This window comes from Pseudomonas sp. TH31 (genome assembly GCF_016650815.1).
Lineage (GTDB): Bacteria > Pseudomonadota > Gammaproteobacteria > Pseudomonadales > Pseudomonadaceae > Aquipseudomonas.
Genome location: NZ_JAEKEZ010000005.1, coordinates 1 through 2,500, shown reverse-complemented (window position 1 = coordinate 2,500; position 2,500 = coordinate 1). Strand labels below are relative to the sequence as shown.

Below are 2,500 nucleotides of genomic sequence, written 5' to 3'. Positions count from 1 at the left end.
CGGATGACCTGTGGATCGGAGTGAAAGGCTAATCAAGCTCGGAGATAGCTGGTTCTCCTCGAAAGCTATTTAGGTAGCGCCTCATGTATCACTGTAGGGGGTAGAGCACTGTTTCGGCTAGGGGGTCATCCCGACTTACCAAACCGATGCAAACTCCGAATACCTACAAGTGCCGAGCATGGGAGACACACGGCGGGTGCTAACGTCCGTCGTGAAAAGGGAAACAACCCAGACCGTCAGCTAAGGTCCCAAAGTTATGGTTAAGTGGGAAACGATGTGGGAAGGCTTAGACAGCTAGGAGGTTGGCTTAGAAGCAGCCACCCTTTAAAGAAAGCGTAATAGCTCACTAGTCGAGTCGGCCTGCGCGGAAGATGTAACGGGGCTCAAACCATACACCGAAGCTACGGGTATCACTTAGGTGATGCGGTAGAGGAGCGTTCTGTAAGCCTGTGAAGGTGAGTTGAGAAGCTTGCTGGAGGTATCAGAAGTGCGAATGCTGACATGAGTAACGACAATGGGTGTGAAAAACACCCACGCCGAAAGACCAAGGTTTCCTGCGCAACGTTAATCGACGCAGGGTTAGTCGGTCCCTAAGGCGAGGCTGAAAAGCGTAGTCGATGGAAAACAGGTTAATATTCCTGTACTTCTGGTTATTGCGATGGAGGGACGGAGAAGGCTAGGCCAGCTTGGCGTTGGTTGTCCAAGTTTAAGGTGGTAGGCTGGAATCTTAGGTAAATCCGGGATTCTAAGGCCGAGAGCTGATGACGAGTGTTCTTTTAGAACACGAAGTGGTTGATGCCATGCTTCCAAGAAAAGCTTCTAAGCTTCAGGTAACCAGGAACCGTACCCCAAACCGACACAGGTGGTTGGGTAGAGAATACCAAGGCGCTTGAGAGAACTCGGGTGAAGGAACTAGGCAAAATGGCACCGTAACTTCGGGAGAAGGTGCGCCGGTGAGGGTGAAGCATTTACTGCGTAAGCCCATGCCGGTCGAAGATACCAGGCCGCTGCGACTGTTTATTAAAAACACAGCACTCTGCAAACACGAAAGTGGACGTATAGGGTGTGACGCCTGCCCGGTGCCGGAAGGTTAATTGATGGGGTTAGCTAACGCGAAGCTCTTGATCGAAGCCCCGGTAAACGGCGGCCGTAACTATAACGGTCCTAAGGTAGCGAAATTCCTTGTCGGGTAAGTTCCGACCTGCACGAATGGCGTAACGATGGCGGCGCTGTCTCCACCCGAGACTCAGTGAAATTGAAATCGCTGTGAAGATGCAGTGTATCCGCGGCTAGACGGAAAGACCCCGTGAACCTTTACTATAGCTTTGCACTGGACTTTGAATTTGCTTGTGTAGGATAGGTGGGAGGCTTTGAAGCGTGGACGCCAGTTCGCGTGGAGCCAACCTTGAAATACCACCCTGGCAACTTTGAGGTTCTAACTCAGGTCCGTTATCCGGATCGAGGACAGTGTATGGTGGGTAGTTTGACTGGGGCGGTCTCCTCCTAAAGAGTAACGGAGGAGTACGAAGGTGCGCTCAGACCGGTCGGAAATCGGTCGTAGAGTATAAAGGCAAAAGCGCGCTTGACTGCGAGACAGACACGTCGAGCAGGTACGAAAGTAGGTCTTAGTGATCCGGTGGTTCTGTATGGAAGGGCCATCGCTCAACGGATAAAAGGTACTCCGGGGATAACAGGCTGATACCGCCCAAGAGTTCATATCGACGGCGGTGTTTGGCACCTCGATGTCGGCTCATCACATCCTGGGGCTGAAGCCGGTCCCAAGGGTATGGCTGTTCGCCATTTAAAGTGGTACGCGAGCTGGGTTTAGAACGTCGTGAGACAGTTCGGTCCCTATCTGCCGTGGACGTTTGAGATTTGAGAGGGGCTGCTCCTAGTACGAGAGGACCGGAGTGGACGAACCTCTGGTGTTCCGGTTGTCACGCCAGTGGCATTGCCGGGTAGCTATGTTCGGAATAGATAACCGCTGAAAGCATCTAAGCGGGAAACTAGCCTCAAGATGAGATCTCACTGGGACCTTGAGTCCCCTGAAGGGCCGTCGAAGACTACGACGTTGATAGGTTGGGTGTGTAAGCGCTGTGAGGCGTTGAGCTAACCAATACTAATTGCCCGTGAGGCTTGACCATATAACACCCAAGCAATTTGACTACTCGAAAGAGCATCAGATTGCGGTGTGTGAAGACGAAACGAACCGAAAGTTCGAGAGACTCACAAAACACCGAGATCTATCACATACCCATTCGCTGGAGCGTACTCCGTAAGGAGAACGACCTGGCTACCGAATTTCTTGACGACCATAGAGCATTGGAACCACCTGATCCCATCCCGAACTCAGCAGTGAAACGATGCATCGCCGATGGTAGTGTGGGGTTTCCCCATGTGAGAGTAGGTCATCGTCAAGATTAAATTCCGAAACCCCTATCTGCGTATGCAGGTAGGGGTTTTGTTTTTGCCTGCAGGAAAGTGGCCAAACGAAAAAGGG

At 52.0% G+C, this 2,500-nt stretch carries 2 rRNA genes (1 of these 2 cut by a window edge); both read left to right on the top strand.

Going from position 1 to position 2,500, the window contains the following annotated elements:
• Positions 1 to 2,144 (top strand): 23S ribosomal RNA (locus JFV26_RS01720) (it extends 748 nt beyond the left edge of the window).
• Between the two features lie 160 nt (positions 2,145 to 2,304).
• Positions 2,305 to 2,420 (top strand): 5S ribosomal RNA (gene rrf, locus JFV26_RS01715).
• Positions 2,421 to 2,500 lie beyond the last annotated feature (80 nt).